This window comes from Pseudomonas sp. B6002 (genome assembly GCF_013385985.1).
Taxonomy (GTDB): domain Bacteria; phylum Pseudomonadota; class Gammaproteobacteria; order Pseudomonadales; family Pseudomonadaceae; genus Aquipseudomonas.
Map to the genome: position 1 here is coordinate 94,498 of NZ_JACAOY010000015.1, position 23,049 is coordinate 117,546.

General features: G+C 61.8%; 25 protein-coding genes. 12 read left to right on the forward strand and 13 right to left on the reverse strand.

Going from position 1 to position 23,049, the window contains the following annotated elements; genetic code table 11:
* Positions 1–18 precede the first annotated feature (18 nt).
* From HX792_RS20510 to HX792_RS20540, 7 genes are all read left to right on the forward strand, one after another.
* Entirely contained in the window at positions 19–1,431 is a 1,413-nt protein-coding gene (locus HX792_RS20510) for a transglycosylase SLT domain-containing protein (RefSeq protein WP_176997808.1), read from the forward strand.
* Between the two features lie 237 nt (positions 1,432–1,668).
* On the forward strand, positions 1,669–3,498 hold the full coding sequence (locus HX792_RS20515; protein WP_176997809.1) for an extracellular solute-binding protein: 1,830 nt from the start codon (positions 1,669–1,671) through the stop codon (positions 3,496–3,498).
* Positions 3,495–5,333: an extracellular solute-binding protein gene (locus HX792_RS20520; RefSeq protein WP_176997810.1), complete on the forward strand. Its 1,839-nt coding sequence runs from the start codon at positions 3,495–3,497 to the stop codon at positions 5,331–5,333. The genes HX792_RS20515 and HX792_RS20520 overlap by 4 nt, the downstream gene beginning before the upstream one ends.
* A complete protein-coding gene (locus HX792_RS20525; protein ID WP_176997811.1) occupies positions 5,334–6,407 on the forward strand; it encodes a microcin C ABC transporter permease YejB in 1,074 nt (357 codons plus the stop codon).
* Position 6,408: 1 nt separating this feature from the next.
* Complete coding sequence (locus HX792_RS20530) at positions 6,409–7,428, forward strand: ABC transporter permease (protein ID WP_017738565.1); 1,020 nt, start codon at positions 6,409–6,411, stop codon at positions 7,426–7,428.
* Between the two features lies 1 nt (position 7,429).
* Positions 7,430–9,034 carry an ABC transporter ATP-binding protein gene (locus HX792_RS20535; protein WP_176997812.1) on the forward strand — a complete coding sequence of 535 codons (1,605 nt, stop codon included), beginning with the start codon at positions 7,430–7,432 and terminating at the stop codon, positions 9,032–9,034.
* A complete protein-coding gene (locus HX792_RS20540) occupies positions 9,031–9,906 on the forward strand; it encodes an AraC family transcriptional regulator (RefSeq protein ID WP_176997813.1) in 876 nt (291 codons plus the stop codon). Before HX792_RS20535 ends, HX792_RS20540 begins: the two co-directional genes overlap by 4 nt.
* Here the strand turns inward: HX792_RS20540 and HX792_RS20545 are convergent.
* Positions 9,848–10,435: a LysE family translocator gene (locus HX792_RS20545; RefSeq protein WP_176997814.1), complete on the reverse strand. Its 588-nt coding sequence runs from the start codon at positions 10,433–10,435 to the stop codon at positions 9,848–9,850. The genes HX792_RS20540 and HX792_RS20545 overlap by 59 nt on opposite strands.
* Positions 10,436–10,755: 320 nt before the next feature.
* Here HX792_RS20545 and HX792_RS20550 point away from each other — a divergent pair, with 320 nt between their 5' ends.
* Complete coding sequence (locus tag HX792_RS20550) at positions 10,756–11,598, forward strand: alpha/beta fold hydrolase (protein ID WP_176997815.1); 843 nt, start codon at positions 10,756–10,758, stop codon at positions 11,596–11,598.
* Between the two features lie 55 nt (positions 11,599–11,653).
* Here the strand turns inward: HX792_RS20550 and HX792_RS20555 are convergent, their stop codons facing one another.
* Positions 11,654–13,342, reverse strand: a complete 1,689-nt coding sequence (locus HX792_RS20555; protein ID WP_176997816.1) for a phospholipase D-like domain-containing protein — start codon at positions 13,340–13,342, stop codon at positions 11,654–11,656.
* 53 nt (positions 13,343–13,395) lie between these two features.
* Positions 13,396–13,830: a helix-turn-helix domain-containing protein gene (locus tag HX792_RS20560; protein WP_176997817.1), complete on the reverse strand. Its 435-nt coding sequence runs from the start codon at positions 13,828–13,830 to the stop codon at positions 13,396–13,398.
* A gap of 107 nt (positions 13,831–13,937) precedes the next feature.
* Between HX792_RS20560 and HX792_RS20565 the strand changes: the two genes are divergently transcribed.
* Positions 13,938–14,636 carry an SDR family oxidoreductase gene (locus HX792_RS20565; RefSeq protein WP_176997818.1) on the forward strand — a complete coding sequence of 233 codons (699 nt, stop codon included), beginning with the start codon at positions 13,938–13,940 and terminating at the stop codon, positions 14,634–14,636.
* Here HX792_RS20565 and HX792_RS20570 read toward each other — a convergent pair.
* The gene (locus HX792_RS20570; protein WP_176997819.1) at positions 14,626–15,510 is read right to left on the reverse strand and encodes an NAD(P)/FAD-dependent oxidoreductase; all 885 of its coding nucleotides are present in this window, start codon (positions 15,508–15,510) and stop codon (positions 14,626–14,628) included. The genes HX792_RS20565 and HX792_RS20570 overlap by 11 nt on opposite strands.
* A gap of 145 nt (positions 15,511–15,655) precedes the next feature.
* Here HX792_RS20570 and HX792_RS20575 point away from each other — a divergent pair, with 145 nt between their 5' ends.
* Positions 15,656–16,093, forward strand: a complete 438-nt coding sequence (locus tag HX792_RS20575) for an Rrf2 family transcriptional regulator (protein WP_176997820.1) — start codon at positions 15,656–15,658, stop codon at positions 16,091–16,093.
* On the opposite strand, the gene HX792_RS20580 is transcribed toward HX792_RS20575, so the two are convergent.
* The 8 genes from HX792_RS20580 to HX792_RS20615 all read right to left on the reverse strand — a co-directional run bounded on the left by HX792_RS20580 (position 16,090) and on the right by HX792_RS20615 (position 21,128).
* Positions 16,090–16,719 carry a ribonuclease T2 gene (locus tag HX792_RS20580; protein ID WP_176997821.1) on the reverse strand — a complete coding sequence of 210 codons (630 nt, stop codon included), beginning with the start codon at positions 16,717–16,719 and terminating at the stop codon, positions 16,090–16,092. The two genes, HX792_RS20575 and HX792_RS20580, sit on opposite strands and share 4 nt — an antisense overlap.
* A 46-nt stretch (positions 16,720–16,765) precedes the next feature.
* Positions 16,766–17,746 carry a Gfo/Idh/MocA family protein gene (locus HX792_RS20585; RefSeq protein WP_176997822.1) on the reverse strand — a complete coding sequence of 327 codons (981 nt, stop codon included), beginning with the start codon at positions 17,744–17,746 and terminating at the stop codon, positions 16,766–16,768.
* Between the two features lie 74 nt (positions 17,747–17,820).
* On the reverse strand, positions 17,821–18,561 hold the full coding sequence (locus HX792_RS20590) for a hypothetical protein (protein ID WP_176997823.1): 741 nt from the start codon (positions 18,559–18,561) through the stop codon (positions 17,821–17,823).
* Positions 18,562–18,662: 101 nt separating this feature from the next.
* Complete coding sequence (locus tag HX792_RS20595; protein WP_176997824.1) at positions 18,663–19,244, reverse strand: hypothetical protein; 582 nt, start codon at positions 19,242–19,244, stop codon at positions 18,663–18,665.
* A gap of 37 nt (positions 19,245–19,281) precedes the next feature.
* Positions 19,282–19,776: a periplasmic heavy metal sensor gene (locus HX792_RS20600; protein ID WP_176997825.1), complete on the reverse strand. Its 495-nt coding sequence runs from the start codon at positions 19,774–19,776 to the stop codon at positions 19,282–19,284.
* On the reverse strand, positions 19,773–20,204 hold the full coding sequence (locus HX792_RS20605) for a hypothetical protein (protein WP_176997826.1): 432 nt from the start codon (positions 20,202–20,204) through the stop codon (positions 19,773–19,775). Before HX792_RS20605 ends, HX792_RS20600 begins: the two co-directional genes overlap by 4 nt.
* A complete protein-coding gene (locus HX792_RS20610; protein ID WP_176997827.1) occupies positions 20,201–20,779 on the reverse strand; it encodes an RNA polymerase sigma factor in 579 nt (192 codons plus the stop codon). Before HX792_RS20610 ends, HX792_RS20605 begins: the two co-directional genes overlap by 4 nt.
* Before the next feature lie 37 nt (positions 20,780–20,816).
* Complete coding sequence (locus HX792_RS20615) at positions 20,817–21,128, reverse strand: YXWGXW repeat-containing protein (protein ID WP_176997828.1); 312 nt, start codon at positions 21,126–21,128, stop codon at positions 20,817–20,819.
* Positions 21,129–21,351: 223 nt separating this feature from the next.
* Here HX792_RS20615 and HX792_RS20620 point away from each other — a divergent pair, with 223 nt between their 5' ends.
* Positions 21,352–21,492, forward strand: coding sequence for a hypothetical protein (locus HX792_RS20620; protein ID WP_176997829.1), 141 nt, complete (start codon positions 21,352–21,354; stop codon positions 21,490–21,492).
* A gap of 3 nt (positions 21,493–21,495) precedes the next feature.
* Here HX792_RS20620 and HX792_RS20625 read toward each other — a convergent pair whose 3' ends face one another.
* Positions 21,496–21,744: a DUF1652 domain-containing protein gene (locus HX792_RS20625; RefSeq protein ID WP_176997839.1), complete on the reverse strand. Its 249-nt coding sequence runs from the start codon at positions 21,742–21,744 to the stop codon at positions 21,496–21,498.
* Between the two features lie 247 nt (positions 21,745–21,991).
* Between HX792_RS20625 and HX792_RS20630 the strand changes: the two genes are divergently transcribed.
* Positions 21,992–22,936 carry a diguanylate cyclase gene (locus HX792_RS20630; protein ID WP_176997830.1) on the forward strand — a complete coding sequence of 315 codons (945 nt, stop codon included), beginning with the start codon at positions 21,992–21,994 and terminating at the stop codon, positions 22,934–22,936.
* Positions 22,937–23,049: the final 113 nt, after the last annotated feature.

Consider the following 23,049-nt stretch of genomic DNA (forward strand, 5'->3'; position numbering starts at 1 on the left):
GGAACTTACTTCCAGCCAATGTCGTCATCTATTCGTAAATCCATTTCTTCAGACGCATTGACCCGCCTGGCTCAAGCTGTGGCGGTGGCTGTGTCCGCGACTCTGGCGGGCTGCCAATCGACAAATTTCGCTGCACAATCCATCGTGCAACCCAAACCGAATCTTGCTGCCAAGATCAAGCAAAAACCTATTTGGCTATCAGAGAAGCCCAGCCCCGAAGTGCCCCAGGACGTCTGGGAACGCATGCGACGGGGCTTTCAATTGCAGGACGGCCTGGGCGTCAACCCGCGCATCGAGCAACAGCGCTTGTGGTTCGCCAGCAACCCCTCCTTCTTAGAGAACGCCGGAGAACGCGGCAGCCTCTACATTCATTACATCGTCGAACGCCTTGAAGAACGCAACATGCCGCTGGAACTGGCGCTGCTGCCCGTGATTGAAAGCGCCTACAACCCAATGGCCTATTCGCGCAGCGATGCGGTCGGCTTGTGGCAGTTCATTCCTTCCACCGGGCGTTACTTCAACCTGCGCCAGACCCGCGCCTACGACGGCCGCCGCGACATCACCGCCTCCACCACCGCCGCCCTGGACTACCTGACCCGTCTGCACGACATGTTCAACGGCGACTGGTTGTTGGCCCTGGCCGCCTACAACGCCGGTGAAGGGACGGTGAGCCGGGCCATCGAGCGCAACGAGAAGCTCGGCCTGCCGACCGACTACTGGAACCTGCCCCTGCCCCAGGAAACCAAGGACTACGTGCCCAAGTTCCTGGCGCTGTCCCAGGTGGTGCTGGCCCCCGAGGCCTACGGCGTCAACCTGAGCCCGATCGCCAACCAGCCGTATTTCGAAGTGGTCGAAGTCAAGCAGAGCATGGACCTGTCCCGGGTCGCCGCGCTGGCCGAGATCGACGAAGACGAACTGTTCCAGCTCAACCCCGCATTGAAGCAACGCACTACCCTGGACGGCCCCCAGCATTTGCTGGTGCCAAGCTCCAAGGCGCAGTTGCTGACCAGCACCCTGTCGACGATGAAGCCGGAAGAATTGCTGGCGATGCGTCCGAAGAAGCAGGTGTTCGACGAAGTCGAGACAGCGCGTGTTGCCGGTCGCAGCCGCAGCTACAAGGTGCGCAGTGGCGACAACCTCACGCTGATCGCCAAGGCCAACAAGGTCGACGTGCATGACCTGCAGCGCTGGAACAAGCTCAACGGCCAGGCCCTCAAGGTCGGCCAGACCCTGGTGATGCAGGACACCCGTAAGCTGGTGGCCAAGGCTGACAGCAAAAAGCCGGTGCAATACAAGGTCAAGAAAGGTGACTCGCTGTACATCGTTGCCAAGCGTTTCAACGTCGAGATGCAACATCTCAAGCGCTGGAACCCGCGCACTGGCCAGGCGCTGAAGCCGGGGCAGATGTTAGTGGTGTCCGGCCCAAGATAAACCTGCAGCTAAGCGGGCTTGTGTGGGAGCTGGCTTGCCTGCGATGGCATCACCTCGGTGTATCAGTGATACCGAGCCGATGCTATCGCAGGCAAGCCAGCTCCCACATTTGAACTTCACCCCCTTCAATACCGCGCCAGCCCTCAAGCTGAGGCATTCCAACGGCCTTTTTCCAACCGGAACAAGCTGTTACTGTACCGATCATAAAGCCCAAGCCGCCTGGATCGGATCTCTGACTTGAAGCGTCCCCTCCTTCTACTAATAAGTCTGGCCTTGAGCTTTGCTGCGAACGCGACGATTACCGAGAGCCACGGTTACACGCAGTTCGGCAGGCTCAAGTACCCGGCCACATTCACCCACTTCGATTGGGTAAACCCTGCAGCGCCGAAAGGCGGGACGTTGCGGGTCATGGCATTTGGCACGTTCGACACACTCAACCCCTACACCTTCAAGGGCTCAAGCCCGGTTTCCACCCCCAATTTCCTGCAGTACGGCGTCAATGAGCTCAATGAGCCGTTGATGGTCGGCACTGGTCAGTACGCGCCATCCGGTGATGAGCCCACCTCCAGCTATGGGTTGATTGCACAGTCGGTGGAATACAGTGAGGACCGCAGCTGGGTGGTGTTCAACCTGCGCCCGGAAGCCCGCTTCCATGATGGCAAGCCGATCACCGCCTACGACGTGGCGTTTTCCTATCGCACCCTGCTCACCGAAGGCCACCCGCAGTACCGCACCAACCTGCAGGAAGTGGCCCGGGTCGATATCCTCAACCGCCACCGCATTCGTTTTGTGTTCAAGCGCGCCGGCAACCCGTTGCTGATCCTGCGCTTGGGCGAGCTGCCGGTACTGCCCCAGCACTACTGGAAAAACCGCGACTTCAAGGCCACCACCTTTGAACCACCGCTGGGCAGCGGCCCGTACCGCATCACCAAGGTGACGCCGGGCCGGCAACTGGTGTTCGAACGGGTCAAGGACTACTGGGGCAAGGACCTGCCGGTCAACCGGGGCTTCTACAACTACGACAAGGTCGAGGTGGAGTTCTACCGCGACAGCGACGTGGCCTTCGAAGCCTTCAAGGCCGGCGAGTTCGACATTTATATTGAGCACCAGGCCAAGAACTGGGCCACCGGCTACAACTTTCCGGCGGTCAACCGAGGCGACGTGATCAAGGCGCAGATCGCCCACCAGATCCCAACCCAGAGCCAGGGCCTGTTCATGAACACGCGGCGGCCCACGTTCAGCCAGACCAAGGTGCGCGAAGCGCTGGGGCTGATGTTCGACTTTGAATGGACCAACCGCACCCTGTTCAGCAGCGCCTACAAGCGCACACTGAGTTACTACCCCAACAGCGAATTCTCGGCGACCGGCGTGCCGGTGGGCCATGAGTGGCTGATGCTGTCGCCCTACCGCGACCAGTTGCCGGCCAGCCTGTTTACCCAACCCTTCAGCCTGCCGCAGACCGACGGCCGAGGCATCCCGCGCGAAACCATGCGCCGCGCCCTGGCCCTGCTCGGCGAAGCCGGCTGGAAGCTGTCGGGCCAGCGCCTGCTCAACAGCGACGGCCAGCCGCTGCGTTTCGAGATCCTGCTGGTGAACCCGAACCTGGAGCGTATCCTGCAGCCCTACGTCGAAAACCTGATCAGCATCGGCATCGACGCGCGCCTGCGCACCGTTGACCGCGCGCAATACAAACAGCGCCTGGATCAGTTCGACTTCGACATGATCCTGATCACCCTCAACCAGACCTTGAGCCCCGGCCTTGAACAGTGGCAGTACTTCCACTCCAGCCAGGCGGCCATCAAGGGCAGCAAGAACTACGCAGGCATCGCCAACCCAGTGGTCGATCACCTGCTGGAGCAACTGCTGGCCGCACAGACCCGCGAAGAGCAATTGGCCGCTGGCCGGGCCCTCGACCGGGTGCTGCTGTGGCAGCACTACAGTATTCCCAACTGGTATCTCAACTATCATCGCTTGGCGTACCGCAACCGGTTCGCCTTTGTCACCACGCCGCCCTACAGCCTGGGCCTGAGCGCGTGGTGGCTGAAAGCTTCGGAGAAAGCCCAATGATGTTTTTGCGTACTGCTCTGCTCTCCAGCCTGTTGCTGAGTGCCGTGGCCCATGCCGCACCGCAACATGCGCTGACGCTGTACAACGAACCGCCGAAATACCCCGCCGACTTCAAACACTTCGACTACGTGAACCCCGATGCGCCCAAGGGCGGCACCTTCCGCGAATCGAGCATGGGCGGCTTCGACAGCCTCAACCCCTACATCAGCAAAGGCGTGCCCGCCGACAACGTGCCGCTGATCTACGACACCCTGGCCATGCAGAGCCTGGACGAGCCGATCACCGAGTACGGCCTGGTGGCCGGCAAGATCGAGAAGGCCCCGGACAACAGCTGGGTACGCTTCTACCTGCGCCCCGAAGCACGCTTTCATGATGGCCACCCGATCCGCGCCGAAGACGTGATTTTCACCTTCCAGACGTTGATGAAAGAAGGTTCGCCAATCTACCGCACCTACTACGCCGACATCGACGAAGTGGTGGCCGAAGACCCGTTGCGCGTGCTGTTCAAGTTCAAACGCACCAACAACCGCGAATTGCCGCTGATCCTCGGGCAATTGCCGGTGTTGCCCAAGCATTGGTGGGCCACCCGGGATTTTTCCAAGGGCAACCTGGAAATCCCATTGGGCAGCGGGCCGTACAAGGTGGCCGAGGTCAAGCCCGGGCGCATGGTGCGCTACGAGCGGGTCAAGGATTACTGGGCCAAGGACCTGCCGATCACCCGGGGTTTCTACAACTTCGATAACCGCGTCACCGACTATTACCGCGACAGCACCGTGGCCCTGGAAGCCTTGAAGGCCGGGCAATTCGACTACTGGCTGGAGTTCAGCGCGAAGAACTGGGCCAATGCCTACAACATCCCGGCCGTGGCCCAGGGGCGCCTGATCAAGGAAGAAATCCCCAACGGCAACCCTACCGGCATGCAGGGTTTCGTGTTCAACACGCGCAAGCCGATGTTCCAGGACGTGCGTGTGCGCAAGGCCATCAGCCTGCTATTGGATTTCGAGTGGAGCAACAAGCAGCTGTTCAACGGCGCCTACACGCGCACGCGCAGTTACTTCGAAAACTCGGAAATGGCCGCCACCGGTCTGCCCGGCCCGGACGAGCTGAAGATCCTCGAACCGCTGCGCGGCAAGGTCCCCGACGAAGTCTTCACCCAAGCGTTCGAGCCGTCCAAAACCGACGGCAGCGGCATGATCCGCACCCAGCAACGCGAGGCCTACCAGCTGTTGCAGGAGGCTGGCTGGCGCATCGTCGACGACAAGATGGTCGATACCACCGGCAAGCCGGTGACCATCGAGTTCCTGCTGGCCCAGACCGAGTTCGAGCGCATCCTGCTGCCGTTCAAGCGCAACCTGGCCGACCTGGGCATCGACCTGGTGATCCGTCGGGTGGACGTCTCACAGTTCATCAACCGCATTCGCTCGCGGGATTTCGACATGCTGGTGGGCAGCTTCCCGCAATCCACTTCGCCGGGTAACGAGCAGCGCGAATTCTGGTCGTCTTCCAGTGCCGACAAACCTGGCAGCCGCAACTACATGGGCCTCAAGGACCCGGCCGTCGACCAGTTGGTCGAAGAGCTGATCGACGCCGACTCGCGCAAGAGCCTGGTCGCCCACGCCAAGGCGCTGGATCGCGTGCTGCAGTTCGGCTACTACGTGATCCCCAACTGGCACATCAAGACCTTTCGCGTTGCGTATTGGGACCACCTCGGCCACCCCAAAGTCTCGCCGCGTTATGACGTAGGCACCGCCACTTGGTGGGCCAAACCCGACGCCAAGCCGGCGGTCTCCCTGGACACGACCCAAAGCGCCGATCCGGCGAGTGGAGGCGATTAAATGCTGGCCTATATCATTCGCCGCCTGTTGCTGATCATCCCTACGCTGTTCGGGATCCTGCTGATCAACTTCATCATCATCCAGGCCGCCCCCGGTGGCCCGGTGGAACAGATGATCGCCAAGCTCGAAGGCTTCGAAGGCGCCACCAGCCGCATTGCCGGCGGCGGTGCCGAGGTGTCGGTGGCCGGCTCCAGCTACCGCGGTGCCCAGGGCCTGGACCCGGCCCTGATCAAAGAAATCGAGAAGATGTACGGCTTCGACAAATCGGCGCCGGAACGCCTGTGGATCATGGTCAAGAACTACGCCCGGCTGGATTTTGGCGACAGCTTCTTCCGCGACGCCAAGGTCATCGACCTGATCAAGGAAAAGATGCCGGTGTCCATTTCCCTCGGGCTCTGGAGCACGCTGATCATGTACCTGGTGTCGATCCCCCTGGGGATCGCCAAGGCCACGCGACACGGCAGCCACTTCGACGTGTGGACCAGTTCGGCGATCATCGTCGGCTATGCAATCCCGGCGTTCCTGTTCGCGATCCTGCTGATCGTGGTGTTTGCCGGGGGCAGTTATTTCGACTGGTTCCCGTTACGCGGGCTCACCTCCAACAACTTCGACGAACTGAGCTGGGGCGGCAAGATCCTCGATTACTTCTGGCACCTGGCGCTGCCCATCACAGCCCTGGTGATCGGCAACTTCGCCACCATGACGCTGCTGACCAAGAACAGCTTTCTCGACGAGATCAACAAGCAATACGTGATCACCGCCAAAGCCAAGGGCCTGACCAACCATCGCGTGCTCTACGGCCATGTGTTCCGTAACGCGATGCTGCTGGTGATCGCCGGTTTCCCCTCGGCCTTCATCGGTATCTTCTTCACCGGCTCGTTGCTGGTGGAGGTGATCTTCTCCCTCGACGGCCTCGGCCTGATGAGCTTTGAGGCGGCGATCAACCGCGACTACCCGATCGTGTTCGGCACACTGTTTATCTTCACCCTGCTGGGGCTGATCGTGAAACTGATCGGCGACCTCACCTACACCCTGGTCGATCCGCGTATCGACTTTGCCAGCCGGGAGCATTGAGATGAACCTGTCCCCCCTCAATCGCCGTCGGTTCGAGCGCTTCAAGGCCAACAAGCGTGGCTGGTGGTCGTTGTGGCTGTTCCTGATTCTGTTTGTGCTCAGCCTGGGCGCGGAGTTGATCGCCAACGACAAGCCCCTGGCGGTGCACTTCGATGGCGACTGGTACTTCCCGGCACTCAAGCGCTACCCGGAAACCACCTTTGGCGGCGAGTTCCCGCTGGAGGCCAACTACAAGAGCCCGTACATCCAGGAACTGCTAAAAGCCAAGGATGCCTGGACCCTGTGGGCGCCGATCCCGTTCAGCTACCAGAGCATCAACTACGACCTCAAGGTGCCGGCCCCTGCGCCGCCCTCGTCGGTGAACCTGCTGGGCACCGATGACCAGGGCCGCGATGTACTGGCGCGGGTCATCTATGGCTTCCGGGTGTCGGTGCTGTTTGCCCTGACGCTCACCGTGCTCAGCTCCATCATCGGCGTGATCGCCGGCGCCTTGCAGGGTTTTTATGGCGGCTGGGTCGACCTGGCCGGGCAGCGTTTTCTGGAGATCTGGTCCGGCTTGCCGGTGCTGTACCTGCTGATCATCCTGGCCAGTTTCGTGCAGCCCAACTTCTGGTGGCTGCTGGGGATCATGCTGTTGTTCTCGTGGATGAGCCTGGTGGACGTGGTGCGCGCCGAGTTCCTGCGCGGGCGCAACCTGGAATACGTGCGCGCGGCTAGAGCATTGGGCATGCAGAATGGCGCGATCATGTTCCGCCATATCCTGCCCAACGCGATGGTCTCGACCATGACCTTCATGCCCTTCATTCTGACGGGCGCCATCGGCACCCTCACCGCACTGGACTTCCTCGGCTTCGGCTTGCCGGCCGGTTCGCCGTCCTTGGGCGAGTTGGTGGCCCAGGGCAAATCCAACCTGCAAGCGCCGTGGCTGGGCATGAGTGCCTTTGCCGTGCTGGCGATCATGTTGAGTTTGCTGGTGTTTATCGGCGAGTCCGCTCGCGATGCCTTCGACCCGAGGAAATGAGATGAATCAGGACAATCTGATCGAAGTCCGCGACCTCAGCGTCGAGTTTGTCACCGGCGATCACCACCACCGCGTGGTGAACAACGTCAGCTTCGATATCAAGCGCGGCGAAACCCTGGCGCTGGTGGGCGAAAGCGGCTCGGGCAAATCGGTGACGGCCCACTCGATCCTGCGCCTGCTGCCCTACCCGCTGGCGCGGCATCCGTCGGGCAGCATCGAGTACTCCGGCCAGGACCTGCTGACCCTCAAAGAGAAAACCATCCGCCATATTCGCGGCAACCGCATCGCGATGATCTTCCAGGAGCCGATGACCTCGTTGAACCCGCTGCACTCCATCGAGAAGCAGATCAACGAAGTGCTGGGCCTGCACAAGGGCCTGCAGGGCAAGGTCGCCACCCGGCGCACCCTGGAGCTGTTGGAGCTGGTGGGGATTCCCGAACCGCACAAGCGCCTCAAGGCCCTGCCCCACGAATTGTCCGGCGGCCAGCGCCAGCGGGTGATGATTGCCATGGCATTGGCCAACGAGCCGGAGCTGCTGATTGCGGATGAGCCCACCACCGCCCTCGACGTGACCGTGCAGTTGAAGATCCTCGAACTGCTCAAAGAGTTGCAGGCGCGCCTGGGCATGGCGCTGCTGCTGATCAGCCATGACCTGAACCTGGTGCGGCGTATTGCCCACCGCGTGTGTGTGATGCAGAAGGGTTGCGTCGTCGAGCAGGCCGATTGCGAGACGCTGTTCCAGTCGCCACAACACCCTTACACCCAGGAACTGCTGGCGGCGGAACCGAGCGGTGGCCCGGCGACCAATGAGGTCGGCCCGCCGCTGCTTGAAGTGGATGACTTGAAGGTCTGGTTCCCGATCAAGAAGGGCTTTCTGCGCAACACCGTCGATTACGTCAAAGCCGTGGACGGCATTAACTTCAGCCTGCCCCAGGGCCAGACCCTGGGCATCGTCGGCGAGAGCGGCTCGGGCAAATCCACCCTGGGCCTGGCGATTCTGCGGCTGATCGGCAGCAAGGGCGGCATTCGTTTTGAAGGCCAGCAATTGGACCAGCTCAACCAGCAACAAGTGCGCCCGCTGCGCCGGGAAATGCAGGTGGTGTTCCAGGACCCGTTCGGCAGTTTGAGCCCGCGCATGTGCGTCAGTGAGATCGTTGGCGAAGGCCTGCGCATCCACAAGATGGGCACCCCGGCCGAGCAGGAAGCAGCGATCATCGCCGCGCTCAAGGAAGTGGGCCTGGACCCGGACGCCCGCCACCGCTACCCCCACGAGTTCTCCGGTGGGCAGCGTCAACGCATCGCCATCGCCCGCGCCCTGGTGCTCAAGCCGCGCCTGATCCTGCTGGACGAGCCCACTTCGGCCCTGGACCGCACGGTACAACGCCAGGTGGTGGAATTGCTGCGCAGCCTGCAGGCCAAGTACAACCTGACCTACCTGTTCATCAGCCATGATCTGGCGGTGGTGAAGGCGCTGAGTCATCAGCTGATGGTGGTCAAACATGGGCAGGTGGTGGAACAAGGCGATGCCCACACGATCTTCGCCGCACCGCAGCATGCCTATACCCGGCAATTGCTTGAGGCGGCGTTCCTGGTGCCCAGTCCATGACCGCCGCAACGGCCCCGCTCTTCTGGCGTGACCCTGCACTGCCCTTTATCGAAGCACGGGCCATCGCCGACGGGCGCGACGTGACCTACAGCCGCCACGCCCACGAGCACTTTTCCATCGGCGCGGTCACCCACGGGCGCAGTTATTACCACTACGGCGCACAGACATTCCAGATCAGCGCCGGCACGGTGGTGTTGATGAACCCGGGGGATGTGCACGCCTGCAACCCCATCGAGAACGAGCCCTGGTCCTACCGGATGCTCTACATCGATACGCCCTGGCTCACGGACCTGCAACACCAGCTGGGTTTCAGCACCGAGGAAGGTTACAGGTCGTTCAACACGCCCTATATCCAGGATGAGGCGCTGTACAGTGGCCTGCTGGAACTGTACCGGGTACTGGTGGACGAGCACGCCGAACACCTGCACAAACAGAGTGCGCTGGTCAGTTATTTCAGCGACGTGCAACAGCGCCTGAACCCGTCGGGCAAGCCGCTGCGTGAGGTCAATGGCAAGCTGGAACGCGCGGCCGAATACATCCGTGAACACTGTACCCAGGCGCTGAAGCTGGAAGACATTTGCCTCTCGGCCGAGTTGTCGCCCTCCTACCTGATCCGTGCCTTCAGGCAGTACTACGGGCTGACGCCCCATGCGTTCCTGGTGAACCAGCGCATCCAGTTTGCCCGCGCCCAATTGCGCCAGGGCGAGTTGATCGCCGATGTGGCGCTGGCCGCAGGTTTTGCCGACCAGGCGCATTTCCAACGGGCCTTCAAACAGCACTTTGCGGCCACGCCCGGGCAATACCGTGACGTGCTCAAGCCATCAGTAAATAACCCACACTGGCCACCAGCAACGCGGCCATTGAGCGGTTGAACAGGCGCATGCCCTGGGGGTTGCTCAAGTAGCGACGCAAAAAGGTCCCTGCATAGGCCCAGCACGCCACCGACAGGTAACAGATCACCAGGTAGAGCGCCGCAAACAGCCACACCTGCCGCGCATCGCCATCGGCCACAAACAAGCCCATCCCTGCCACGCAGGCCAGCCACGCCTTGGGGTTGAGCCATTGCATGATCGCGCCATACAGCATTGATGGCGCTGTGGCCGTGCCGTCGGCGTCCAGCCGGCCATCATCCGCCGCCAGCTTCCAGGCCATGTACAGCAAAAACGCCACCCCGCCCCACTGGATCAATTGCGTCAGGATCGGCCAACGCACCAGCACTTCATGTAACCCCAGGCCAATCAGCACCAGCAGCAACGTGAAGCCGCTGGCGGCGCCGAACACGTGCTTCTGGCTGGCGACGAAGCCAAAGCGCGCCCCCGAACTCAGCGCGACCACATTCACCGGGCCCGGCGTGATAGACGTGGCCAGGGCAAAAGCGGCCATGGAAAGAAGAGAGCTCATTGCGGTTCCTTTTAGTCGACGAGTCACGAGGGGGACACGTTAAAGGACAGCTCTCTCGGGGTATTGAACAAAATAACCCTCGGTGCGGTGCAAGCCATCGCGCGCCTGCCGCTGGGCTGGCAAGCGCCCCCGGCGGAGGACACATTGATCGATTGTGCCACTGGCCTGATCGACCACAAGGCGCTTTAGACGCTTTTATTCCATTGATATAGCTGAATTTTTTTCTTTCAGCTGACGATTTTCGATAGGCAAAAATGCGTTTTTGCCGACCAGGGGCGGTGCTAGAGTTCAGCGCCTACTCACTGCAAAAAGGAACCGCCATGTCACGCCGTCTACTGGCAGCTGCCTGCCTGTTGCTGTCTTTTTCCGCGGCCCAGGCCGCTGAACGCTGGGAAACCCTGCCGCCGACACCCGCCCCCGTGGCCGGCGCAAAAACCGGCTATGCCGCGGTCAACGGCATCAAGGTCTACTACACCCGCACCGGCCACGGTTCGCCGGTGGTGCTGCTGCACGGCGGCCTGTCCAACTCAGATTACTGGGGCAACCAGGTCAAGGCCCTGTCGGCCAAGCACGAAGTGATCAGCATCGACAGCCGTGGCCACGGGCGCAGCTCACGCAATGAACAACCGTACGGCTACGACCTGATGGCCGACGATGTGGTGGCCGTGCTGGACAACCTGAAGATCCCGCGGGCTGATATCGTCGGCTGGAGCGACGGCGCAATCATCGGCATCGACCTGGCCCTGCGTCATCCAGACCGCATCGGCAAGGTCTTTGCCTTTGCCGCCAACACCCAGACCGCTGGTGTAAAAGACGCCGTCGAGAAAAACCCGACCTTTGCCGCCTTTATCGAACGCGCCGGCAAGGAGTACGCCAAGCTGTCGCCAACGCCGAAAGAGTACGATGCGTTCGTCGAGCAGATCAGCCACATGTGGGCCAGCCAACCGAACTGGACCGACGCACAACTGGCGAGCATCAAGACGCCGATCCTGATTGCCGATGGCGACCATGACGAAGCGATCAAGCGCGAACACACCGAGTACATGGCCGCGGCCATCCCCGGCGCCGGCCTGCTGATTCTGCCCAACACCAGCCACTTTGCCTTCCTGCAGGACCCGGCGTTGTTCAATGCCGCGGTGCTGGGCTTCCTCGACAGCAAATAGAGCATTCGGCGTCGAGCAAACGCGCCGCCATGAACGGGTGGACGGCTGAGCGCGCTTATTTCACAAACAGCTCGCGGTCCCGCGCCTTGACGTGGCCGGGGCTGTAATACGCGTCGAACCAGGTCTTTTGCCCAGCCGCGGGCGGCTTGGCCAGGCGCAACGTTTGCAGCGCACCAGGCTTGCTCGCATTGACCCGGAAGTGGAAGTGATCGAACAGGCGCAGTGCCTCGATGGCATACACCACGGCGATCTTGCGGTCTTCGATGCGGATCAGGTGGTCGCCGTTGTTCTTCTCACCGCCGCCCGCCAGGTTGGACGAACCGGTGTACACCGTGGGGTTCGCCCCATTGAAGTCGGTGACCACAAACTTGTTGTGCACCATGTTCCCCGCATTGCCCGACCATTCAGCCTTGAACGGCGCCGGCACGTTGCTGGCCAGGTAACCGAACGGCAGCAAGCCCACCGAGCCATCCGGCTTGCGCACCGCCAGCTTGCCGGTGCGCTGGGCCACGCCGTAGGAGAACAATGAGCGCTGCATCAGCGTGTCCAGGGCGTCACGTACCTTGCCGTTGATCAGGCTCAGAAACACGATGGAGTACAACACCGAACTGGTGGCCTGCTCGATGCTGGTGGCGATGGGGTCCAGGGACAGCGCGCTGTCGGTGTGGGGCGCGAAGCACAACGAGACTTTGGAACCCGGCTGATCGCGCACCACCCACCATTGTTGCGAGAGCGGGTGCTTGCGAAAGGTGGTGGGCGCCGACCAATAGGCATCGAACACTTCGGCAAACTTGCCGGCCACCGTGGCGTCGTCAAACAGCAGCACGTTATTGGCCTGGATATACAAGCCGCGCAGGGCGAAATTGGTCGAGCCGCCCAACACCCGGATTGCCTTGCCAGCGCGCCGCACGATCAGCACTTTGTTGTGTTGCTGGCTGGAGAAATGCAGGCGCTGGATCCGCGCCCCCACCGCCGTCAGGCGTGCAGCGCTGAGGCTTTCGCAACTGTCGGCGGCGCCCTGGTCACCATGGTCATCGATGATCGCCCGCAGCCGTGGGCCGAGGCCTTCGAGGCGGCGCAGGATGTCGGGTTCCTTGCTCTCGTAGATCAGCGCGTCGAGGGTCAGCTCGGGGTCATTGTCCACTTGATCCAGCACGTTGAGGATCAGCTGCCGCGCTTCGAAACCCAGCCAGGCGTAGTTGCGCTCGAAGGGCGCCATGTCCAGGTCCAGGTAGGCGCGGGGCGCGGAACCTGGGGGCGGCAGGATGCGGGTTTCATTGTTGAAACGATCGCCGTAGGCCTGGGACGAGGCAAACCCTCGGGTAAAGCCGATGTTCACGAAGTCGCTGATGGTTTGCGCTTCCAGGGACACCTGGTTTTCCAGGCTGACGCCCTTGGACAACGTGCCGTCTGCGCCCATGTAGCACGCGGTGACGCGGTAGCGGAACAGGCCGGGCAGGATCTCACTGGGCACGTGGATCCAGCGGAATTTCTGGAACGGCGCCTCGGTTGAAGGAAAACTGCGCGGCTGTTCCGGGGTAGGCGGGTAGTCGAAGTGCAGGCGGTTGTGCAGCACGCCCCAGTGATCGGCGCCGGGGTAGCGCACTTCGATGCTGAACCCGACAAAATCCGGCGTCGCCAGGTCCGGCGCCAAATCGAAAGCCAACAGCGCCGCCCCCTCACCACGGTACAGCTTGAAGGTCAGCCCCTGGAACGTGGTCTTGCTCTCGAAGTCGGCGCTCAAGCGATGTCCTTTGTACGAAGAGGCGGTGTGTAGAGTCTAGCGCGTGCGCCTGATCAAGCCACTGGGGCCTGGGTGACAATGTCTTCGAGGCCCAGCACACGACCGTCCTCGGACAGCACCTCCACCTTGCGCAACGGCTTGAGTGAACGCGCGTCCAGTACTCGCCGCCCTACCGTCTCCGGCTGGGTGTGGGTTTCGCCCCATTGCGCCAGCGTGACCAGCACCGGCATCAGTGCGCGGCCTTTGTCGGTCAACTGGTATTCACTGCGTGCGCCCACTTCGCTGGTTTGCAGCAGGCCTTGTTCGACCATGTCCTTGAGGCGCGTGGCGAGGATGTTTTTCGCCACGCCCAGGCGTTTCTGAAAATCACCGAAACGCGTCACGCCGGCAAACGCATCGCGGATGATCAGCAGCGTCCACCAATCCCCCACCACATCCAATGCGCGGGCGACCGGGCAACCGTCACCTTCCAGGCATTTGCGTTTCATCGTGAGGCCTCCAGGCTGTCAGAAATATTAGGTTGCATTATAGGACCGATGCGCTCAGGATAAAAACAGTTTCATCATTAAACCTAAATCAGCGTACGGAGCTCATCATGGATATTCGTGGAAAAGTGGTATTGGTCACCGGTGCCAATCGCGGCCTGGGCAAAGCGTTCGTGACGGCCCTGCTGCAAGCGGGTGCCGCCAAGGTGTATGCCGGTGCACGGGATGTGGCCAGCGTGAATATTCCCGGCAGCACGCCCATCGCCCTCGACATCACCGACGAAGCCAGCGTGCAGCGCGCCGCCGAGCAATGCAGCGATGTCAGTGTGCTGATCAACAATGCCGGTGCCCTCAAACGCGGCGCTCTGCTGGATGCCGACAGTGTCGAAAACCTGCAGCATCACTTTGATGTGAACACCCTCGGCACCCTGCGCGTGACTCGTGCCTTTGCGCCGGTCCTGGCCAAACACGGCGGCGGTGCGCTGATCAACATCATCTCGGTATTGAGCTGGCTGAGCAGCCCGGGCGCCGGTGGCTACAGCGCTTCAAAATCGGCCCAATGGGGTCTCACCAACGGCCTGCGTGGTGAATTGCGCGAGCAACAAACCCTGGTGATCGGCGTGCACCCCGCCTACATCGACACCGACATGACCGCCGGCATCGAAGCGCCGAAGAGCACGCCGCAGGAAGTGGTTGCACTGACCCTGCAAGGGCTCAGCGAGGGCCGCGAAGAAGTGGTGATCAGTGACATGGGCCACGCAGTGAAGGCGTCGCTGTCCACCGAACGCCCAATCTACCTCAGCCGCTGATCAGCGAAAAATGCGCGCCCACCCCGGCGCGCACGCCCTCACCCACTGCCAAGGCCACAGAGCCTCCGGCGAGCGCCACATCGCCACAGGCAAACACGCCGTCCACCGAGGTCTGGCGTGTTTCGTTGGTGAACAGATACGGGCCCGTGGGGCCATCAACCAACTCGCACCCCAATTGCTCCGCCAGCGGACTGATGCGGGTACGCGACATCGTAAAAATGCCATCGAGCTTGAACACCCGCCCATCGACCAGTTCCAGATCAGCACGCTCGCCGCTGATGCGTTTCACCCCCGCACTTTCCACGCTGACGCCACGCCGGGCCAATTGCGCCTGCTGCTCGGCATCCGGCGTGAACACGCCGTTGGTGAACAAGGTGGTGCTGCCCCAATCCGGCAACATCAACGCGTGGTGCATCGCCAGGGGTGAAGTGGCCAAGACGCCGATTTGGCCCTGGTCCAGCTCATAACCGTGACAGTACGGGCAATGAAACACTCGCGTGCCCCAGCGTTCCTGCAAGCCTTCGATCGACGGCAAGTCATCGACCACACCGCTGGCCAGGATCATGCGCTTGGCGCTGAACGTGCCGTTGCATTGAGTACGCAGGCTGAAACCCTCAGGCTGACGCAGCGCTTCAAGCGCCGTGTCCTGTACCCAGGTTACCGTCGGGTATTCCATCAATTGGCTGCGCCCTTCGGCCGCGATGACCGCAGGTGGCTGGCCATCCTGGCCCAGAAAACCGTGGGAGGTGGCTGCAAACCGGTTGCGCCGAAGCCCGGCATCAATCACCAGCACCTGGCGCCGCGCCCGTGCCAGTTGCAACCCTGCGGACAAGCCGGCATAGCTGCCGCCTACGATAATGACGTCGAACATCATGGCTGTGCTCTCGCTGTGCATGCGCCCTGGTTGTCCGGGCACTTTCACGACACACCATAAGTTACGTAAAAATACGCCGTCAAGAGTCTCGCAACTTTTTAGGTTACGAACGATACTTTGCGTCGAATCGATTTGAGGTTTTTTGATGAGAAACGACACCCGGCTGTCCCGCATGCTCCACGTGCTGATCCACATGGGCCGCCACGAAGAGCGCGCTACGTCGGACACCATTGCACAAATGCTGGGCACCAACCCGGTGGTGGTGCGGCGCACGCTGGGGTTGCTCAAGGAAAAAGGCTATGTACGCTCGGAAAAAGGCCACCAGGGCGGCTGGACCCTGGGCAAACCCTTGAGTGAAATCACCCTGCTGGACATCCACAACGCGCTGGGCACGCCGTCGATCTTTGCCATCGGCCTGTCCACTGACCACCCGCAATGTCTGGTGGAGCAAGCGGTGAACGCGGCACTGACGGACGCGTTCGAACAGGCCCAGGCCTTGCTGCTCAAGCGCCTGGGCGATGTCACCCTGGCGCAGTTGGCCGAAGATTTTGACGAGCGCTACCGCGTGGCCATGCTGCCCTAGCGCTGCGAAGGGATGCGGATATCGCCGTCACGGCATTGGCTTTTCACGCTACGCGGGCAGCCGGCGAAGGCCAGGTCTTTGGTCAGGCACACACGCACTTCCGACAGCACCTTGCCTTTGCAGATCACTGCCAGCCCACGGTTGCCCATGCGCGGGTTGCTTTGCCGAAACAACGCTTCGATCTCGCTGGCCTGCAATGAAGGCGGCGTGTTGAACGGCTGCAGCTGCTGCGGAATGACAACCGCGCCCAGCGCTGCATCGGTTTTTTCCAGGTACGCCAGCGGCTCCAGTCCGCTGCAGGTGCCATGCTTGGCCCATTCGTGCCTGAGCAGCGAACGGGTCGGGAACAGCGTTGCACCCTTGTCGATCTCTTCGCGGTTCAATTGCGATTGCGGCGCACACGAAGCCGGCCACCCTCCCCGTGCGTATTGCGGCCACAAGCCGTGCAACACAAAACCGTAGCCTTTGCCGGAACACTGTTCATTGTCCGGGTGCGTCAGGCAAAACGTCGGCGACCATGACAACGACAACACATAAAAATCAAACGCCCCAGGCGTCCCCTGCTCCCGTGGCGCTGCCATCACACTCGTGGCAATCGCCAGCCACATCAACATCCAGTACTTCATCGGTCTATTCCTTGAGAAAGTCATTCACCCTTCCACCCTAGCCCGACTATTCGGGTTGATGGGGGTTACGGAGTAGCACCCGGTCCAGAATCTTGTCGGTTTTCAACGCTTCGATCGCCAGCGACGGGTGTTCAGCCTCACCCCGGATATGCGCATTCATGCCCAGCACGTGATGCCATTGGATATGCGTGTGGCACGGCACCTCCAGCACTTCGTTGGACTCGCCCTCAAGCCGCAACGGCTGGTCGTCGAACACCGAAAACTGAATGCGCCCGCGGCTGCCGATCAGCTCCACAAGGTCTTCGCGCCGGTCCGCCACAAAGTTCCAGCAGCCCATGCCGAGTGCGCCGCTGGCAAAGCGCCAACTGGCGGTGACGGCGTCCTCGGCGGCATAACGACCCTCCTGGCGCGACGTAAAACCGGACACTTCGACGATATCCCCGGCCAGGTACTGGAACAGGTCAAAGCCATGGCTGGCGAGGTCGGCAAAGTATCCGCCACCGGCGATGGCCGGGTCGGTGCGCCAGTTGGCGGCGTTGGCATCGTCGGCGGCAGCGGGCTTGCACAGGGTCCAGGTGACGTGGCGCAACTCACCGATGCGCCCGTCACGCAGCCAGTCTCGCACGTGCTGGAAGCGTGCCAGCGAGCGGCGGTAATACGAAACAAACAGGTGCAGCCCGGCTTTTTCGAAGGTGCGCTGCATCAGCGCGCTCTGCTCGGCATTCAATGACATGGGCTTTTCGACACAGCAATGCTTGCCGGCTGCCGCCACCATCAGGCTGTATTCCAGGTGACTGTCAGGGGGCGTGGCGATGTACACCGCGTCGACTTCGGGGTCATCGATCAAGGCCTGGGCGTCGGTATAGAAGCGGGCAATGCCATGGCGCGTCGCATAATCGCGCACGGCCTCTTCGCGGCGCCCCATCACGGCCACCAGCGCGGAACCTGGCGCTTTGTAGAAAGCCGGCCCGCTCTTCAATTCAGTGACACTGCCACAGCCGATCATGCCCCAACGTACGGTGTTCATCGGTTTTCCTCGTGCGTTTTCATCGATCGGGCAGTATCCCTGTCTCAGTCGGCACACGCCACCGGCACGGGCTTTTATGAGGCGGGACCATAGCCTTTCTCAAGCCGCTCTCGCGCCTGATCCTTCTCCCGCTCCTGCGCACGCCGTGGTTCATCCTTCTTGTCGCATTCCTTTTTTCTTTCCTCGGCCGTGCTCGCGGAGCTGCAACTGGAATTCCCGTTGCCCTTGGTCAGCACCACCGCAGCCACAACGACAACCACCACGACCGCGGCCAACGCACCGGTCGCGACCGCCTCGGCATAGGTTGTCCTCACCTCAAGCTTGTGCGGGTCCACCGGCGCCAGGTTCCTGGCCTGCATCGTGGCCCACACGGTGTAGCGGTAACCTTGTTCGGGGACGAGCTTGCAGTCGTCGACCGCACGGATCGCGACGAAATCACCGGAAGCGTGCGCGTTGTACCCCTCCACCAACGCCTTGAGCTGCCCGTCTTCCACCTGTTGGGCGGCCTGGCATTCAGGCTCGGTGGCCAAAGGCTTACTTGTCTTGCTCACGGTATCCAGCCAGTGGCTAGCGTCCGCATACAACCCCAGCACGCCACCGCCCTCCGACGCCTTCAGATACAAGCTGAGGCCGCCGGGAAAGCTTTTGGTGGTGCGGGAAAAGTCATCGAGTTGTTCACCGGTGAGCGGTTGATAGAGGGTATAGCCGTAGACTTCAGGCCCTACCACCGCTGGTTTGACGGGCTTTGCGGCACAACCACCCAGCGATGACATGATCATCGCCAGGCTCAATACACTGCACACCATCCTTTGCATGAAACGCCCCAGGGCCGATGGGCGGCTGAACAGCCAGGCGCAAGATTGCACCGAATCCCAGCCGTTGTTTCGGCCCGGTAGCCCTAAACCTTAATGAAGTTTCACGTCGTCACTTCTTTCTCCAGCACCAACGTGATCCCGGTCTTGCCGTAGGCCTTGGACAGCATGTTCATCGCCTTGAAATCGGCAAAGTCCTCACCGTCGTTCGGGTCCATGTAACCGCCCCCCGGCCGCTCCATCACGTAGTGCAGGCCAATCAGAAAGGTGGTGACCACGATCAGCGCGCGACGGTTGGCCGCCAGTGCCGGCGGTGCGCCGTGGATCACCGGGAAACCGGCGCGGATACATTGCTCTTCGCATTGCGGGTAAGCCACCGACAGAGCGCTGGCGATAAAGCCGTCCATATAGATGGTCACGTTCAACCCCAGAGAGCGGGCCGCCAGGGCAACGTTGTGCGGGTAGGAATACCCGGCCTTGGTCGGGTCGAACGGCTTGACCACGCCGCCGGTAATCGCGCCGGACGTGATCTTGTACAGCTCGACCTCACACATGTTGGTTCGTAACGCGTCGGTGGCCGAAAGGCCACCGGGCAAGGTGGTGGCGTCCAGTTCAACGGCGGCGCACAGCAGAGACGCCGCGCCACAGGAGAACCCGAAGGCTTGTTTCTTTTTCGCAGCCGGCATAAGCAACTCTCGATGGGTGTCGTGAGTGCATAACGGCTCAGGAACGGGGTTTATTCCCCGCCACCTGGGGAAGTTTTTCCTTCATCCTGGCTTGCCCGCGCTGGTACAACGCCTCGACCAGTTTCTGTCGCTCGTCCTGGGGCAAGTTGCTCGCAAATTGCGCCAGGGTGCCGTCCACCAATGCCCTGAGCGACGTATCGGCCTCGCGCGCTTTGGCCAGCTCGGTCACCAGCGCGTCGCGGTCCAGGCTCGGCGATTCCAGCTGTTTGATCACGCCAAGGCGTGCCTCGCGGCCGGCCATGATCAGCGGCTGGCTGTCGGCACGGTTCTGGCGCAGCAGTTGGCGCAGTTCCTTGCGCCGCTCGGGCGGCAACTTGATCATCGCCTGGCGCAGGCCATGCTGGTTGACCACCGCTTCGGCGGGCTTGGCCGCTGTCGTCCAGTGGTACAAGCCACCGCCGACGCCGCCGATCAAAAACACATTGAGCAAGACCGAGACGACCAACCACGGCTTGAGGGATTTGGGGGTCATTGCTCGGTTTCCTCGGCGTTGACGGTGAAGACGACGTCGGCGTCGCCCTGATCGAAGACGCTGGGCAGCACTTCGGATGACGACATCGGCAGCGGCACGCTCAGCGACGCCACCAACACCCCGGCCGCGATGCCGGCGATGCCCACCCCCACCAGGCCGGCAGGTGACAACCAACTGGCGTAGCGCGACCAGAATGACGCCCGGCGCGGCGCCGACTGGCGAATCTGTCGGGCCAGCGCCGGGTCGGCGAACACCAGTTGATGGCTGTCCAGCTGGGTATCCAGCCAACTGGCTTCGCGCAACGCCTCGCGGGCGCTGGCGTTGCCGTTATCGAGCAGCGCCTGGGCGGCGGCTTGTTCGGCGATGGGCCAGCGGTGCAGGCTGGCCCCGTAGGCATCAGCCAGATGAGCAAATCGTTCGGGCGTCATGGTTTTTCCCTTCCTGGGCGGGCAAGCCCTGGTGTGTCGGCAAGTTGATTGCGCAACTGGCGTCGGGCCCGCGACAGCAGGCTCTCCAGTGCCTCGACGCTAATATTCATCAGGGCCGCGGCGTCGATGTTCGACAGCTCCTGGTAATACTGCAGCACAATGGCTTCGCGCTGGCGCTCGGGCAAGGTCGCCAACGCGGCGGCCATCCTCGCACTGCGGTCGGCGGTTTCCAACTGCTCATCAAGGGACGGTGCGCTGTCCGCCAGCTCCAGCACTTTGTCCTCGTCCAACGGGCGCTCTTTGCGACGACGCAAGCGGTCGTGGCACAGGTTCAGCGCCACCCGGTGCAGCCAGGTGTCAAACCGCGCTTCGCCAGGACGCCAGTTCGCCGCGTGGCGCCAGATCCGCAAGAAGCTTTCCTGGGCCACGTCCTTGGCCTCGTCGGCATCGCCCAGGATCCGACCGGCGAGCGCCAGCAGACGCGGCAGCTTGCGCGTCACCATCTCGTTGACGGCCGCAGGTTCGTTGTTGCCGATACGTGCCAGTAGCTCAACGTCCGGATCAGTGTCTTTCAATCGGGTAATACTCGGTCCGGAGGCTAAGTTTCAGGGTTCAGCGGATCCAATGCCCTTCGCGCCAGTACCAGTTCGGCCCATGGGATTCCCAATGGCCGGGCTCCCAGCGCGCGTTGCGCATCACCGGCTGCCAGTGTCCTGGCACCCAGGCATAGGCACCGCCTTCCCAGCGCCAGTGCCCACGGTCCCAGGCGTAGCCCGGGCGTTCGGCGGGTATCACTTCAACGCGCTCGGCCGGTGGGGCCTGGCGAATGATGACTTCGGTCTGGGCAAACGTCGGGGTGCTGACAAACGCGGCGAGCGCCAGCGGGGCAAGCAAGACAAGGCGCAATTTGGCCAGTGGTTTCATGGCAACTCCTCATACGGCGAGCGAAAGTGCACGCTGCTGATGGGTTGAACGCCAGGTACGGGAAGAATCCGTCGCGAACTCCGCAGATTTTTTCACGCCGTGCGTAAGAGGAGTATTGCTCAGGGGATGAAGGGGCTTGATGAAATGTTTGAAAGCATTGCGACGGATATTCCAGGGTGGCGGCGTTCAACCTGTAACGCCGAACACACCAAGAGGAAACATCATGTCCCGTCGCCTATCCATGCTGGTTGCCGCCCTGCTGATCGTAAGCCTGAGCGGCTGTGTGATCCTGCCGGAACATCGGCATTGCTGCTGGCGCTACTACGGCGCGGTCTCGACCCAGGCCGACACCGCCGTGTCATGACGCTTAGCCGACGGCTGCAAACCCGCGGCGCCCGGCCTTGATCTCGGTGCGCAGCTCGCCAATCAGGTTTGAGATGGAACGGATGCTGTCCAGGCCTTCGGGCGAGACGCGGGTCAGCAGCAGCTCGACGCGCCCGGTCTGCGGCTCGAACACGCTGATGCGCAGCGAACCGTCGCTGTTGAGGCTGCAATCACAGGACAGCGGCAGGAAGCCTGACGCCATGATGCGACTGAATTCAGTGATCGAAATCATCATAAGCCCCCGTCCCTGGGCCCTGCCCTGTCGGTGTGATGGAACCAGAGTAGATGAGCTTGCGACCCTGGCGTAACAATTAATGCAAAAGTGTTAGCTACCACGCATTTTGCCCCGTAAACGCTGGTGCGTTGGCGCCAGGAACCCGGCACTCGACCTCTCGTCCGGTGCGCTGGCGAAGGCTTGACTCACGGGCCGGTTCAAAAGACGCTCATGGCATTTCGCCCCTACTTCGAGCAGCCCACCCATGAGCATCGCCCCACCGAGCCAGCCCGACAGCGACGTCTACAAAACCCTGCTGGAGTCGACCAAAGCCATCCCCTGGCGCATCGACTGGCAGACCATGACCTTCAGCTACATCGGCCCGCAGATCGAAACACTGCTGGGCTGGACCCCGCAAAGCTGGGTCAGCGTGGATGACTGGGTCGAACGCATGCACCCCGATGACCGCGAATACGTGGTGAATTTCTGCGTGTCGCAGTCCCGCGCCGGCGTGGACCACGAGGCCGACTACCGGGCGCTCACAGTGAACGGCGACTACGTGTGGATACGCGACGTGGTGCACGTGGTGCGCAAGGACGGCGAAGTCGAAGCGCTGATCGGCTTCATGTTCGATATCAGCGAGCGCAAGAAGACCGAAGAGCACCTGATCCGCCTGCAAAAGCAGCTTGAGGAATATTCCTACCAGGACGGCCTGACCGGCATCGCCAACCGACGCATGTTCGACATGGTCTTGGAACGCGAATGGGCCAGCGCCCAGCGCAGCCAGTTGCCGCTGTCGTTGATCATCCTGGATATCGATTTTTTCAAGCAGTACAACGACCACTACGGGCATATCAAAGGCGATGAGTGCCTGCGCCAGGTGGCGCGCACCTTATCGCTGGCGGCCAACCGGCCACGGGACTTCATTGCGCGCATCGGCGGCGAGGAGTTTGTGTGGTTGCTGCCGGAGACCGATGCCGCCTCGGCCAGACAGGTCGCGCAACGCTGCCTGCACTTGATTTGCCAGCAGCAGATCGAGCACGGTTTTTCACCGGTGTCGAAACTGCTGACCCTGAGCCTGGGCGTGGGCACCCATCTCGTCACGCCCGACAGCGCGATGCTGGGGTTTGTCGAGGAGGTGGACAAGTTGCTGTACCAGGCCAAGCGCAACGGCCGCATGCGTGCAGAGTTCGCCGACGTGGAAGTTTGACGTTTGAGTCAAATTGCAGGCAAAAAAAATCCCAAGTAGCTGATGGAAACTTGGGATTTAAAAATGCATAAACCGTGGGAGGTGAACGCCCGGCTATAGTACCGATTGTAAAA